The 12,627-nt window shown below is 44.5% G+C and carries 12 protein-coding genes; 1 reads left to right on the top strand and 11 read right to left on the bottom strand.

What is annotated here, in order from left to right; all coding sequences use genetic code 11:
- Nucleotides 1–122: 122 nt before the first annotated feature.
- The 8 genes from ACGG81_RS05430 to spoIVA all read right to left on the bottom strand — a co-directional run bounded on the left by ACGG81_RS05430 (nucleotide 123) and on the right by spoIVA (nucleotide 8,662).
- Nucleotides 123–1,046 carry a sensor histidine kinase gene (locus ACGG81_RS05430; RefSeq protein WP_390110345.1) on the bottom strand — a complete coding sequence of 308 codons (924 nt, stop codon included), beginning with the start codon at nucleotides 1,044–1,046 and terminating at the stop codon, nucleotides 123–125.
- Nucleotides 1,043–1,723, bottom strand: a complete 681-nt coding sequence (locus ACGG81_RS05425; RefSeq protein ID WP_390110007.1) for a response regulator transcription factor — start codon at nucleotides 1,721–1,723, stop codon at nucleotides 1,043–1,045. Before ACGG81_RS05425 ends, ACGG81_RS05430 begins: the two co-directional genes overlap by 4 nt.
- Nucleotides 1,695–1,928: a hypothetical protein gene (locus ACGG81_RS05420; protein WP_035102568.1), complete on the bottom strand. Its 234-nt coding sequence runs from the start codon at nucleotides 1,926–1,928 to the stop codon at nucleotides 1,695–1,697. The genes ACGG81_RS05425 and ACGG81_RS05420 overlap by 29 nt, the downstream gene beginning before the upstream one ends.
- Before the next feature lie 66 nt (nucleotides 1,929–1,994).
- Entirely contained in the window at nucleotides 1,995–4,607 is a 2,613-nt protein-coding gene (locus ACGG81_RS05415) for an ABC transporter permease (RefSeq protein ID WP_390110004.1), read from the bottom strand.
- Nucleotides 4,594–5,277, bottom strand: a complete 684-nt coding sequence (locus ACGG81_RS05410; protein ID WP_008976103.1) for an ABC transporter ATP-binding protein — start codon at nucleotides 5,275–5,277, stop codon at nucleotides 4,594–4,596. Before ACGG81_RS05410 ends, ACGG81_RS05415 begins: the two co-directional genes overlap by 14 nt.
- A gap of 33 nt (nucleotides 5,278–5,310) precedes the next feature.
- Entirely contained in the window at nucleotides 5,311–6,354 is a 1,044-nt protein-coding gene (locus ACGG81_RS05405) for a sensor histidine kinase KdpD (protein ID WP_270665984.1), read from the bottom strand.
- Nucleotides 6,344–7,039, bottom strand: a complete 696-nt coding sequence (locus ACGG81_RS05400) for a response regulator transcription factor (protein ID WP_009262697.1) — start codon at nucleotides 7,037–7,039, stop codon at nucleotides 6,344–6,346. The genes ACGG81_RS05405 and ACGG81_RS05400 overlap by 11 nt, the downstream gene beginning before the upstream one ends.
- Before the next feature lie 150 nt (nucleotides 7,040–7,189).
- On the bottom strand, nucleotides 7,190–8,662 hold the full coding sequence (gene spoIVA, locus ACGG81_RS05395) for a stage IV sporulation protein A (RefSeq protein WP_009262698.1): 1,473 nt from the start codon (nucleotides 8,660–8,662) through the stop codon (nucleotides 7,190–7,192).
- A gap of 141 nt (nucleotides 8,663–8,803) precedes the next feature.
- Between spoIVA and ACGG81_RS05390 the strand changes: the two genes are divergently transcribed.
- A complete protein-coding gene (locus ACGG81_RS05390) occupies nucleotides 8,804–9,415 on the top strand; it encodes a formate/nitrite transporter family protein (RefSeq protein ID WP_390109999.1) in 612 nt (203 codons plus the stop codon).
- 197 nt (nucleotides 9,416–9,612) lie between these two features.
- Here the strand turns inward: ACGG81_RS05390 and ACGG81_RS05385 are convergent, their stop codons facing one another.
- The 3 genes from ACGG81_RS05385 to der are packed head-to-tail and all read right to left on the bottom strand — an operon-like array spanning nucleotide 9,613 to nucleotide 12,607.
- A complete protein-coding gene (locus ACGG81_RS05385; protein ID WP_008976114.1) occupies nucleotides 9,613–10,626 on the bottom strand; it encodes an NAD(P)H-dependent glycerol-3-phosphate dehydrogenase in 1,014 nt (337 codons plus the stop codon).
- A 2-nt stretch (nucleotides 10,627–10,628) separates the two neighbouring features.
- The gene (plsY, locus tag ACGG81_RS05380) at nucleotides 10,629–11,276 is read right to left on the bottom strand and encodes a glycerol-3-phosphate 1-O-acyltransferase PlsY (RefSeq protein WP_009262700.1); all 648 of its coding nucleotides are present in this window, start codon (nucleotides 11,274–11,276) and stop codon (nucleotides 10,629–10,631) included.
- Nucleotides 11,277–11,278: 2 nt separating this feature from the next.
- Nucleotides 11,279–12,607: a ribosome biogenesis GTPase Der gene (gene der / locus ACGG81_RS05375; protein ID WP_390109996.1), complete on the bottom strand. Its 1,329-nt coding sequence runs from the start codon at nucleotides 12,605–12,607 to the stop codon at nucleotides 11,279–11,281.
- Nucleotides 12,608–12,627 lie beyond the last annotated feature (20 nt).

Here is a 12,627-nt window from a genome sequence, read left to right as displayed (position 1 = left end):
CTCCTCGTCTAAGTACTTCATATGTATCTTTCCGAATGTATCTTTTTGAACACATCTTTATCTTAGCAAAGAAAAATCACAATCCTGTCACAATCTAACATTGTCACAAAATTGTGATTTTTTCAATTTGGAAGATAGAGGCAAAATTCTGACCCTTTTCCGATTTCAGAGTGTACTTCGATATATCCATTCTGCAATTCCAGTATCCTGCGTGTCAGATATAAGCCAATTCCCACGCCGTTCTGCACATGAACTTCCGGTTCCCGATAAAATCTCGTAAAAATTTCTGCCTGCCGTTCCAATCGGATGCCTTTTCCATTGTCCTTGACACTGATTTTCGTAAAGATTTCCTGACAAATTACCGTGACGCAAATTTTTCCCCCGGCACTTGTATACTTCACCGCATTATCCAGTACATTAAAAATCGCTTCTTCCGTCCATTTTTTATCGTAGTCCAACATCATATTTTCTTCACATTCCACATACAGCTCAATTTCTTTTTGTGCCGCTGCGGGAACAATCTGACTGACCGCCGCCGTCAATGTCTGATAAATATTTTCGCGCTCTTTCTGTATCTGAATAATTCCAGTTTCCAGCCTTGACATTTTTACCATACTCTGCAAAAGGAATTCCAGTTTCCCAGTCTGCTCCTCCAGACAGTTTAAAAACTCCTTCCCCTTTTCAGACAATGCTTCTTCCTGCAAAAATTCCTGATACAATTTCATATTTGCCAGCGGTGTTTTAGTCTGATGAGAAATATCTGAAATCAGCGCCTTCATCTGCCTTTTTTCCAGTAAGGCATCCGCTTCTTTCCGGTTCCATACTCGATACAGCTGCCAAAATTTCTCACCGCATTTTCCCCACATCGTATCTTCTGTCACCTCAGTCGTTTCTTTCCACTCTTTTCCCGACAATATCTGTTCAATCGCCTCTTCCACCTGATCTGCGAACAAATCCACTTCTTGTTTCATCTTCATGGATTTCCTGACGGCGCCTGCTGCCACAAAGGCAGAAGCAAACACAACAAGACCTCCAATCCCCATCATCCAATCCATTGATAGCCCATCCCATACACATTTGAAATATATTTATGTTCCGTATTCTCTAGCTTTCTCCGGAGACGATTGACATTTACCGCCAGCGTATGCTTATCGACAAACTGCCCGTCACAGTCCCACAACTGCTCGAGCAGAATCTCATACGTCAATAGCCTTCCCTGATTTTCTGCCAATACTTTTAACAGCCGAAACTCCGTAGGTGTTATTGCACATGCTTTCTGATCCACCATAACTTTTGCCCGCTCCCAATCGATCTTCAGATATCCGTCATCATACCCTCCCGGCTGTTCCGGCTGCGTTCGCTTAAAGATCCGCTCAATCTTCCGCAGCAACACTTTCATAGAAAAAGGCTTTGTGATATAATCCTCTGCTCCCAGATCATATCCTTTCAGCACGTCCTCTTCCAAATCTCTTGCCGTAAGAAAAAGAACCGGAATGTCCTGCTGTGCTTTCACCCACTGACAAAAAGTAAATCCCTCTCCATCGGGCAGATTGACATCTTGGATCACAAGCTGCAGTTTTTCTTTCCCGGTGAATGACTGATATTTTTCCCTTGCCTCCCGTATGGAATATGCCGCGCTTGTATGATAGGCCTGCTCCTCCAGCGCATAGCATAATGCTTCATTCAATTCTCTGTCATCCTCGACTACAAGTATGTTCTGCATGGCTTTCCTTAACCCCTCCCACAACAGATGTATCCAATAGACGTCTGTCGTTGTTTTTTGTATTATAGCATTGTTCTTTTTCCGCTACAATCCTATTTTTATTTGGCATATATGCCATATTAAATGCTTTTTCCAGTTCCTTTAATGCCCGCTCTGCACGTTCGGGCTCTGTTATATAAGTATCCAGCCACTCCTGCATCCACAAATATTCCCACCTATTGCAGGCTCTCGTTTCTCCGTATTCCTCCTGAAAAGATACTTCACTGTCCTCTTACATTTCCATTTGCCGTATCCGCTCTACCACGCTTTTTTTCTCGCTGCGGCAGAAACAGAACACTGCGAGCAACACTGCTGTGACAAGTCCGGCTAAAATCAGAAACGGCAGCGGAAACAGTGTAAACCGGTATGTCATCACCCATCCGGTCGAAAGCAATTCCTGCCGAATACTCATCTTAAGAATCGTCAGACTGTACAAACAGCCCACGGTCACCGCAATCACTGACGATATCAGGACATAACAAAGACATTCCCACAAGATCATCTGGAAAATCTTCCTTCTCGACATCCCCATGCTCTGGAAAATCGCAAATTCCTTCGTTCTCGCCAATGTCATTGTCGCCTGCGTGTTGATATATCCGGAAATCCCTAAAAAAAACAGTAAAACTCCTGCTACCAGTTCTGGAAAAACAGAACGGACGCACTCCTTTTGAAAACTCTGTTTTAATGTATAGGAAGATTCCTCAGCAATCGGCGCCCCAACGCGATTCTCATAAGATTCCAGCAACGCCTCTGCATCTTTTTCTTTCTGATCCTTCACATTAAAATAGAATTTCCGGATACTGGTCTTCGGATACATCTCCCGGAAATCTGTTCCCGGAATCACAATCTCCGGCACAAACATGTGGTAGGAACCACCCTCCGTCATCCGATCTGGCAAATAAACAGTCGCCATAATCTTAAATGTCCGGCCATCGACTTCCACCAGTTCCCCTCGACTGTAATTCGGATGCTCCTTGAAAGAACGATCGCTTCCGACTGCAAGTGCATATCCACCCTCTGCAAACTGCTCCGGATCCCATGTTCCATCTAAGATCCAGTCCGTTTCTTCCATCATCGAAAAAACATCCTGGTCAAGCCCCCATATCCTCATCGTACACTGCCCGCTGGATATCGCCTCCTCATATTCCTGAAGCCACTGCGTATATGGCTCCATATAATGAAAGAGTCCTTCTCCCTCTCCTATAAAAAAGGAGCGGATCTGTTCTCGTACAGATTTCGGAAGCACATATGGAACCTCTTTAGAAAATACAGCTCCGTATTCCTGCAGTCCACCCAGAGCCAGAATCTCCCGTTCCATCTGCCCGTTAATCTTATTTTCTCTCTCATTATAGATGCCTCCCACATTCCCACACAGAGAAGCTTCTTTCACGACAAAGTCAGAAATACATGTCTCCTGCAAATATTTTTCCGTATCAAAAGAATGATATTTTGTGGCAGCCATCAAGATTAAAAACATTCCTCCTGCAAGCGCTGCACAGACCTTCCAGGTCCACTTCCGGTTTTTCCAAAACGACTCCGCCGCGAGGAAAAATGGCACATTTCTTCCGCTCTTTCCCATCTTCGTGAGAAATAACCGTCTTCGGCTTCTTTTTCTTTCTACTCTGATTCGGACAATTCTTTTCTCTTTTCGATCAGTCTGCTTCTTTCGGTATTTTCCTGACGGCATGATCCACCAGACCACATGAAGCGCTTCCATCGGCGAACAGCTTTCAATAATGCTCGCTGCCCTTTTGCTGCACCTGCACACAATAAAAAACAGGAAAGCAGTCTGAAGTACGAGCAGCCAGACATGGATGTGGATCTGTTCGATGGATACATTCCATCCGGTCTGTGTCAAGACAATTCTTCCAGACAAAAGCGCAAATAAAATCCCCGGAACTACACCCGCTGCACATAAAAGTATCCCGCTTCCCATCCATACTTTGCAGATCTGTGTCGGAGACATCCCAAGCGTCTTTAACCTCCCATAATATTCCAGATCCGTGACCGCTGCAATCTGAAACATGCTGCGAAAAACAAAATAGCCTGCCAGATAGAGAAACAGCATCATAATCACTTCATTCTGCTGTTCCATCAGATTTCGCAAATAAATACTGATTTTCTGTACGTCGTTGATTTCCACTTCCGCATGCTGGATCCCACAAGTAGAAATTAACTTCTCTGCGTTTTTAGCAATCCCAAACGGCAGTGCAAACCTTACCTGCACTTGAAGCCTATTTCCCGAAAATTTCTGCGCAAATTTATGAGATAACCATAGATCTCCATTTTTTCCATCTGCACCTTTCATTTCCAGATACCCGGATAAAACAAAGGAGGACTCCATCTTTTTTCCGTCCTTCTCCCAGACAAGTTTGACAGTTTCTCCTACTTTTTTGTTCACTCCCAGATCGGTCAATGTCGTTTCATCAACAACAATCTCATCTTCTTTTTCCGGAAGGCTTCCATGCAACGCCCCTCTTCGATTCTGCTTCAGAAACATCTTGTCCGGACAGATCATCTTCGGGCGGCGATAAATCAATTCTGGATTTTTCACCTCACCGATCACATCTGCAGCACCGATTTTTCTCACTTGTGGCTGTATCTGAATCCGTTCTTTCTCTTCCTTTGTCACGCCCTCTAAGATCAGATGTGCATCTGTCCCCTGCCACTCCAACAGCGTCGCATGCAGATGTTCAAATTCAGCAGCAATTCCCATTCCAAGCAACGTAAGCACAGACATACAGCAGAAAATGAGAAATACAAGAATTGTGTTTCTGGCTCTCCGAAACGAGATTGTCCGGAAAATAATCTGGCGGACTGCCCGTCCATTATTATTCTCCAGCATGATGTTCCCCCACGATTTTCCCATCCTCCAACCGGATAATCTGATCTGCCATCTGCGCCAACTCCTCGTTGTGTGTGATCATCACCACAGTCTGTCCATACTTCTTGCTCATCATCCGCAAAAGTGCCATGACATCTCTGCCTGCGATCGTATCCAGATTTCCGGTCGGCTCATCCGCCAGAACAACTGGGGGTTTTGCGATCAATGCCCGTGCAATTGCTGCCCGTTGTTGCTGTCCACCAGACAATTCCCCCGGAAAGGCATCCAGCAGATCTTCCAGACGCAAAAAAGAGATGATAGAACGCAAGAGTTCCTCATCCGGCTTTCTTCCATCCAGCGTCAGCGGGAATACAATATTTTCATAAATATTTAGCATCGGCGCCAGATTGTAATTCTGGAAAATAAATCCGATCTTTCTTCTCCGGAAGACACTTTTCTCTTCCTCATCGAGATGATCTAAGACAACTTCCCCAATCTGTACGCGCCCCTCCGTCGGTTCGTCCAATCCTCCAAGCAAATGCAGCAGCGTAGATTTTCCGCTCCCTGAGATTCCCATCACCGCAAGAAAGCATCCGCGCTCTACTTCCAGATCAATTCCGTCCAACGCTTTGATCAAATGTGGTCCTCTCTGATAATACTTTTTCAGGTTTTTGGTCCGTAGCTGTATCATATTACTTCCTCCCCTTTTCCTCTGTATCTTTTATCAGTCACTCCTTTTCGGAACGGTGGAATCCGGCTCGTTTAGAAGATAGACAGAAAATGTCGTCCCCTCCCCCACAACCGAAGCCACACTGATATACCCTTTCTCCAGTTCAATAATTTCCTTTGCGAGATGCAGACCCAGACCGATCCCTTCCTCTCCTTCTGCCTCCGGCTCCCGGTAAAATCGCTGAAAGATTTTATTAAGATGCTCTGCCGCAATGCCCCTTCCAGTATCAGAGATATTAATCTTCGTATAAAATTGTCCCTGATTGACATCTATTTTGATTTTCCCGCCCTGATCTGTATATTTCACTGCGTTATCAAGCAGATTGAATACTGCTTCCACCGTCCATCTCCGGTCATGAATCAGTTCTGTCTCTTCCGGGCAGGAAACGGTGACAGTAATCCCTTTTTTCATCGCTTTCGGCATCACCTCGCTCATCGCTTCAGCAAGCGTATCAAGCAACGACTGACGCTTCTGATGCAAGGAGACAAGCCCGGTCTCCAGTCTGGACATCTTCGTCATCGCATCCATCAAGAAATTGATTTTCTCTGTCTGTGCCTCCATCATCGTAAAAAACTGTTTCTTTCTCTCCTCGGAAAGGTTTTTCCGCCCAAGAATTTCTGCAAACATCTTTAAATTTGCTGCCGGGGTTCTCACTTGATGCGCAATATCCGATACCATACTCTGAATCATTTCTTTTTCCTTTTGATTCTCCTCCCGTGTATAGATCATAATTTCATGATACTGTTTCATCCGATCCTGGATCTTTACAGTCAATGTATCATGATACTCCGAAAAACTGATCTCCTCTTTTTCCGCAATCATATCATCCAGCGTGTCTAGCAACTTTTCCGCATGTTTTACAAGCATTTTTCTTAGAAGCATCATTTCCAGCAGGCATACAAAGACTACTGTACATACGATGATCATTGCACCACACGCAAATAGTTGCTGGTTCAGAGGCAGACAGAAAAGAATTGCGATCCCTCCAACTGCAAGCACGAGGGTCAGCACCATCGTTTCACACATTTTATGCCTCATGCCCTTCCCCCCGCGCAAAAAGATATCCCATTCCATAAATGGTCTGAATATATTTATGAGATGTATCCTCGATCTTTTTTCTCAACCTGGTCATATTGACTGTCAGCGTATGCTCATCAATAAAATTTTCATCACAGTCATAAAGTCGTTCCAAAAATACCTGTCTTGTCAGGATCCTCCCCGCATTTTCCACAAAAAGCTTTAATATCCGATATTCATTCGGCGTCAGGAGCAATGTTTCTGTCCCCCTCTGTGCAGTCATTTTGTCAAAATCAATCCGGAGATATCCATCGTCATATTGCCCCTGATCCCTTTTCTCATTTTGTCCTGTACGTTTCAGGATCACCGCAATTTTTCTTTTGAGTATCGATGGAGAAAACGGCTTTGTCACATAATCATCTGCACCGAGATCATAGCCTCCTAACACATCCTCCTCTTCTTTTCTTCCCGTCAAAAACATAACCGGAACGGTATATCGTTTTTTAATCTCCTTGTAAAATGTAAATCCGTTTCCATCTGGAAGATCTACATCCAGTAGCAGCAGATCAAATTTTGATGTCTCCAACAACTGTCCCGCCTTCTTCAAAGAGTGTGCTGCAACCGTCAGATAATCTTCCTCCTCCAGTTCAAAGCAAAGCCCGGCAGAAAGTGCAATGTCATCTTCCACAAGTAGTATTTTCTTCATATACCCCTCTCCTCACTCTTCCTTTGTATTTCCCATTTTAAATTTGTGTATTTTTATACACTTTTGAAATAATTTTACTATATTCCAGTACTTTTTACAATATTTCAAAAATTATTTTATTACATTGTGTAAAGCATACTAATTTTCATTTTAAATAATAATACAAACCATTCCCCCATTGCTGTCATTGACGATCTTCTGCATGGAATCCTGAAGTTTCACTTGACTTTCATCGGTGATTTTTGTAATCTTCCCACGGATTCCATCTGTGACAAGTTCCTCGATCGATTTGCCGAAAATGTTTGTATTCCAAATTCCCTCTGCTGATGCGCTCGTCTCATTGATATAGCGCACAAGATCCTCTGCCTGTTTCTCACTTCCTACGATTGGTGCAATCTCTGTCTCGATGTTTGCGCGGATCATATGGATAGACGGCGCTTCTGAATGAATTTTTACGCCAAACTTACTGCCCTGTTTGATGATGACTGGTTCTTCCAGATGGATTTCCTCCCTCTTCGGTGTGACAACCCCATATCCTTTGAGGCGCACGGCATCCATCGCATCTTTGACCTGCTCATACTCTTCTTTCATTTGGGCAAGTTTTTTCATCGTTCCAATCAACTCATATTCTCCGCCGATCTTCGTTCCAGTCAGCTCACTAAGAAGTTCATAATAAAATGTCTCTGCCAGTTCCATCCGGATCTTCACCTTTCCGGTATCCATCTGAATCTCATCGATCTTGACCTCTTCAATATAAGGACTATCAATCTTTGGCAGTCCGTCCGCTGCATTCCGGATTGTCTGAAGCCCCGTCATGATTTCTTTTACATGTACGAGCAGATCTGCCTTGATCTTATGGTCCATCGGCAGCATCTCCACCCATTTTGGTATGTAAAATTCCACCTCTGCAATTGGAAATTCAAATAAAATCTGTCGGATAATATGATGGATGTCATCTTCCCGAAGCTGTTCGCAATTGACCGGAAGTGCACTGACTCCATATTTTTCTTCAATAGATGCAGCAAGCTTTTTTGTCTCTTCACTATATGGCTTCTGTGTATTGACAAGCACAATGAACGGTTTCCCGATCGACTGCAGCTCTCGAATCGTTTTTTCCTCCGGTACAACGTAACTCTCCCGCTTTAGCTCCCCAAAACTCCCATCCGCCGTCACTACAATCCCGATCGTTGCATGTTCATGGATTACCTTCTTTGTTCCGATGGTCGCAGCTTGTGTAAATGGGATTTCATGGTCAAACCATGGTGTCTTCACCTGCCGCTCTGCATCATTTTCCATATACCCGGTTGCCCCCTCCGCCATATAGCCGACACAGTCGATCAGTCTCACTTTTGCCTTCACATCCTGTGAAAGCTGGATCTCTGCCGCCTCCTTCGGGACAAATTTCGGCTCTGTTGTCATAATCGTCTTCCCTGATGCAGACTGTGGCAGTTCATCTCTCGTCCTCGCCCGACTGTTTGCATCGGTCATATTCGGCAGTACGAGCAAGTCCATAAATCGTTTGATAAAAGTTGATTTTCCAGTACGCACCGGCCCTACAATGCCCAGATAAATTTCCCCATTTGTCCTTGCCTCAATGTCTTTGTATAAATGAAACGTCTCCATAAGAATACCCCCTTGCTATGCTGATACAATCTATGCAAAAAAAACCAGTTTTAGAATCTCTGCTATTCTATTTATTTTTTTCTTTTTCCTAAAGCATTTTTATGCTATAATATTGCGGAATAACTACAAACGAGGTGAAACATGAATATTTTGACAACATTAAAAAAATCTATCATCGGAGGATTTCTGATCGGCTTTGGCGGAACTGTCTACTTAAATATGGACAATAAGATCGTCGCTGCATTCCTCTTCGGTCTCGGACTGTTTACGATCATCAATTTCGAGTTGAACTTATATACCGGTAAGATCGGCTATCTTTCAAAAGAGAACTGGAGAGAAATACTTCTGACACTGATTGGTAATTTCATCGGTACCAACCTCTTTGCGTTTCTCGTACTTCAGACACGCCTTGCAGGAAAATTAAAAGAAGTAGTTGCTCCGGCCGTGGAACTAAAATTGTCTGACAATCTGTTAAGCACATTCATCCTTGCGATTTTCTGTGGAATCCTGATGTCCATCGCAGTCGGAACCTTTAAAAAGCTTCCAAATATTTTAGGAACACTGGCCGTCTTTTTGTGCGTGGCAGTCTTTATCCTCGCCGGATTTGAACACTGTGTAGCGAACATGTTCTTCTTCGCACTCTCAAGTTCTCCGGCAGACTATCTTCTGACACTGCTCGTGGCAATTGTCGGAAACAGTCTTGGCGGAATCGCATTCTACAGACTGACAAAAATAAAAGAAGCTGAAGTCTAAATAAGTTAATCGCACCTGTGATCGGGCTTTCCCTGGTCAGGTCATCCCTATATCCGGTACAACGAAAAACTCCTTCTCGTCAAGAAATGAATTGCTTTTCATTTTCTTTTGACGAAAAGGAGTTTTATTTTATTCAGGATTCCACTGCTGACTAAAAACAGTTTGAAATCCTTTTTCTTTTTCAATATTCAAATATCTTATGCTTCCCACGGCAGATCCGAATGTTCTGTCTTTCCATCCCGGAGCATCAGTTCTTTTACCGCCTCTGCCGCGCTCTTTCCTTCAAAGAGAACTGCATTGACCTGCTCAATGATCGGCATCTGCACTTCATATTTCTGTGCAAGCTTTACGGCTGCCTTTGTAGAATAGACACCTTCCACAACCATCTGCACTTCATCCATCGCCTGCTGCATCGTCCTTCCCTGACCGATCAGATAACCTGCTTTCCGATTCCGGCTGTGCACACTTGCACAAGTTACAATCAGATCTCCGATTCCAGTCAGTCCGGTGAAGCTCTCGATCTTTCCACCCATCTTCACCCCGAGGCGTGCGATCTCTGCAATTCCTCTCGTGATCAGAGCAGCCTTCGTGTTATCCCCGTATCCAAGTCCATCGGCAATTCCGGCAGCAAGCGCAATGACATTTTTCAGCGAGCCGCCAAGCTCGATCCCGAGAATATCCGGGCTTGTATAGACACGAAAGACTTCATTCATAAACATCTTCTGAAGATATTCGGCAGTCTCTTTTGTACGCGCCCCTACGACACAAGTCGTCGGAAGACATCTTCCGACTTCTTCCGCATGGCTCGGACCGGACAATACCGCCACATCCGCCTGTGGAATTTCCTGCTCAATCTGCTCAGAAAGTGTCATCAGTGTGCTTTCCTCGATTCCCTTTGCCACATTGACGATTTTCTGTCCTTCTTTCACAAACGGAGCCATCTTCTTTGCAGTTGCCCTCGTAAACGGAGAAGGCACCGCAAGCACCATGAAATCCTGATCTGTAATTGCTTCCTGAATCTCATTGGTAAATTTCATCGTCTGCGGAAGTTTCACTCCCGGCAGCTTGCTTTTGTGCTCCCGCTCACGGTCAAGCATCTCCACCTCTGCCTGATCGATCGACCATACCGTCACATCATGCCCGTTTTTATCCAACAGTAATGCAAGTGCTGTCCCCCAGCTTCCTGCGCCCAATACTCCAGCTTTTGCCATAATCAGTCCTCCTGTTTCTTCTTTGCACCAAACTTATTTTCCGTTCCATTTAACAGTCTTTTGATATTTGCCCTATGCTTATAAAATGCAGACAACATTAAAAAGACTGCGATCGCATACATCTCATACAGATGTGCCTGAGAAAGTCCAAATCCTCCGCGCTGTCCATATACAACAACCTCTACAACAAACAGCACAACAATTGTAAGAGATCCCAGAGAAACATATCTGGTAATTCCGACGATTACCCAGAAAACGATTGCCGCGATCAGCATCATCATCGGATTTGTCGCAAAAATCAACCCTGCGGTCGCCGCAATCCCCTTTCCGCCCTTGAATTTTAAATAGAACGGATAGTTGTGTCCGAGCACAGCGCCCATTCCTGCATACATGGAAAGAAGTGCTAATTCCTCTGGGTAAGCCTGACTATAAAGTATATGTACGATCCACACTGCCACCACACATTTTAAGAAATCTCCGAGAAACGTGATCATTCCCGCTTTCCATCCTAATGTCCGCAGTGTGTTTGTCGTTCCGGCGTTACCGCTTCCATGCTGCCTGATGTCAATATGTTTCCATTTTCCATAGAGATATCCCGTCTGCAGCAGCCCGCAGACATATCCTATGATCACACAGACCAAACGTTCCATAATTATCGGTCTTTCTCCTTTCTCTCGCGGATAAAGAATTTTAACGAGGTTCCCTTAAATCCAAACGCCTCGCGGATCTTATTTTCCAGATAGCGTGTGTAAGAGAAGTGCATCAGTTCCTTATCGTTGACAAAAATGACGAAGGTCGGCGGCTTCACTGCCACCTGCGTAATATAGTAAAGTTTTAGTCTCTTTCCTTTATCTGACGGCGGTTGCTGCATCGCAACGGCTTCCATCATAATCTCATTGAGTACTCCGGTCGAAATACGAAGTGTCTGATTCTCCAATACCATATCGATCATATCGAACAGTTTTGGAAGGCGCTGCCCCGTCTTCGCAGACACATACATGATCTCTGCATACGGCATGTATGACAATACCTGACGAACATTCTTTTCATACTCATACATCGTCTTGTCATTTTTCTCAATGGCATCCCATTTATTTACAATAATAATCACACCTTTGCCGCGCTCATGAGCGATTCCGGCAATCTTAGCATCCTGCTCTGTGATACCTTCCACCGCATCGATCACAACTAAGACGACGTCTGCCCGCTCCACAGCTGTCACCGTACGGATAATACTGTATCGTTCCAGTTCTTCTTTGATCTTATTCTTTCTACGAAGTCCTGCTGTGTCGATGAAGACATATTCTTTTCCATTCCATGTAATCTCTGTATCGATGGCATCTCTTGTCGTTCCTGCAATATTGGAAACGATCACACGGTTCTCTCCGACCAGCTTATTGATGATCGAAGATTTTCCCACATTCGGCTTTCCGACAATCGCGATCCGAGGTCTCTCATCCTCTTCTTCCTCTGCAGAATGCTCCGGAAAATGTGCAGCGACTGCATCTAGCATATCTCCCAGTCCAAGTCTTGAGGATGCAGAAATCGGGATTGGATCTCCGATTCCCAGATTGTAAAATTCATACACATCTGCCATCAGTTTCTGGAAGCTATCCACCTTATTGACAACTAATACGACCGGCTTTCCAGAACGGCGCAGCATATCTGCCACTTTGGAATCCGAATCCTGAAGTCCTTGTCTGACATCCGTGATAAAGATGATCACATCCGCAGTATCAATCGCAATCTGCGCCTGCTCTCTCATCTGTGCAAGAATGATATCCTTGCTGTCCGGCTCGATCCCGCCTGTGTCAATCAGGGTAAATTCCCGATCAAGCCATGTTACTTCTGCATAAATTCTGTCCCTTGTGACTCCCGGCGTGTCTTTCACGATGGAAATCATCTCTCCTGCCAGCGCATTGAATAATGTAGATTTTCCTACATTCGGTCTTCCTACGATGGCAACTACTGGTTTACTCATAGTTTCACTCCTATATCTGT

Origin of the sequence: Faecalimonas umbilicata (assembly GCF_042846195.1) — a bacterium.
GTDB classification, from domain to species: Bacteria; Bacillota; Clostridia; order Lachnospirales; family Lachnospiraceae; genus Faecalimonas; species Faecalimonas umbilicata.
The sequence above is the reverse complement of the archived record's forward strand: the minus strand, read 5'-3'. Positions and strand labels throughout refer to the sequence as shown.

Excerpts from the sequence above, each read along its gene's own strand:
- ACGG81_RS05430 (WP_390110345.1), bottom strand. The coding sequence starts at position 1,046 with ATGATGGGGATTGGAGGTCTTGTTGTGTTTGCTTCTGCCTTTGTGGCA.
- ACGG81_RS05425 (WP_390110007.1), bottom strand. The coding sequence starts at position 1,723 with ATGCAGAACATACTTGTAGTCGAGGATGACAGAGAATTGAATGAAGCA.
- ACGG81_RS05415 (WP_390110004.1), bottom strand. The coding sequence starts at position 4,607 with ATGCTGGAGAATAATAATGGACGGGCAGTCCGCCAGATTATTTTCCGG.
- ACGG81_RS05410 (WP_008976103.1), bottom strand. The coding sequence starts at position 5,277 with ATGATACAGCTACGGACCAAAAACCTGAAAAAGTATTATCAGAGAGGA.
- ACGG81_RS05405 (WP_270665984.1), bottom strand. The coding sequence starts at position 6,354 with ATGAGGCATAAAATGTGTGAAACGATGGTGCTGACCCTCGTGCTTGCA.
- ACGG81_RS05400 (WP_009262697.1), bottom strand. The coding sequence starts at position 7,039 with ATGAAGAAAATACTACTTGTGGAAGATGACATTGCACTTTCTGCCGGG.
- spoIVA (WP_009262698.1), bottom strand. The coding sequence starts at position 8,662 with ATGGAGACGTTTCATTTATACAAAGACATTGAGGCAAGGACAAATGGG.
- ACGG81_RS05390 (WP_390109999.1), top strand. The coding sequence starts at position 8,804 with ATGAATATTTTGACAACATTAAAAAAATCTATCATCGGAGGATTTCTG.
- ACGG81_RS05385 (WP_008976114.1), bottom strand. The coding sequence starts at position 10,626 with ATGGCAAAAGCTGGAGTATTGGGCGCAGGAAGCTGGGGGACAGCACTT.
- plsY (WP_009262700.1), bottom strand. The coding sequence starts at position 11,276 with ATGGAACGTTTGGTCTGTGTGATCATAGGATATGTCTGCGGGCTGCTG.
- der (WP_390109996.1), bottom strand. The coding sequence starts at position 12,607 with ATGAGTAAACCAGTAGTTGCCATCGTAGGAAGACCGAATGTAGGAAAA.